The sequence below is a fragment of the Cellulomonas fimi genome (assembly GCF_028527925.1).
Lineage (GTDB): Bacteria > Actinomycetota > Actinomycetes > Actinomycetales > Cellulomonadaceae > Cellulomonas > Cellulomonas fimi_C.
On sequence record NZ_JAPESW010000130.1, the window covers coordinates 1 to 809 of the forward strand.

The following is an 809-nucleotide window of genomic DNA, read 5'->3' on the forward strand; positions in this document are numbered from 1 at the left end:
TCATCGCCTGCGCCGGGGTGGTGGCGGCGATTGTGATGCGCGACACCGACAGCGTCATGCTCGGCATTGGCGCCGCGTTGCTGATGGGCCTGATGGTGGGGCTGATCAACGGCATCGTGATCGCCAAGCTGCGGGTCAATGCGCTGATTACCACGCTGGCGACCATGCAGATCGTGCGTGGACTGGCGTACATCTTTTCCAACGGCAAGGCCGTCGGCGTGATGGACGAAGGTTTCTTCGTGTTCGGCAACGGCCAACTGATGGGCGTGCCGGTGCCGATCATCATCACCGTGCTGTGCTTTGTGTTCTTTGGCTGGCTGCTCAACTACACCACCTACGGGCGCAACACCATGGCCATCGGCGGTAACCAGGAAGCGGCGTTGCTGGCCGGGGTGAATGTTGATCGCACCAAGATCATCATCTTTGCCGTGCACGGCCTGATTGGAGCGTTGGCCGGGGTGATTCTGGCGTCGCGCATGACCTCGGGCCAGCCGATGATTGGCCAGGGGTTTGAGCTGACCGTGATCTCGGCGTGCGTGCTGGGCGGGGTTTCGTTGAGTGGCGGGGTAGGGATGATCCGCCATGTGATCGCCGGAGTGCTGATTTTGGCGATCATCGAGAATGCGATGAACCTGAAGAACATCGACACGTTCTATCAATATGTTATTCGCGGCTCAATCCTGCTGCTGGCCGTGGTCATCGACCGCATGAAACAACGCTGAGTCATGCCCTGTGAAGACTGAATGTGGGAGCGGGCTTGCTCGCGAATACGGAGTGTCAGACCCGAATGAGTTGACTGACACGGCGCA

At 59.6% G+C, this 809-nt stretch carries 1 protein-coding gene; it reads left to right on the plus strand.

The window, feature by feature from the left end:
* Positions 1-722 (plus strand): L-arabinose ABC transporter permease AraH (araH, locus tag OMK64_RS21350; protein ID WP_272730119.1); only part of this gene is annotated, 722 nt, incomplete at its 5' end.
* Positions 723-809: the final 87 nt, after the last annotated feature.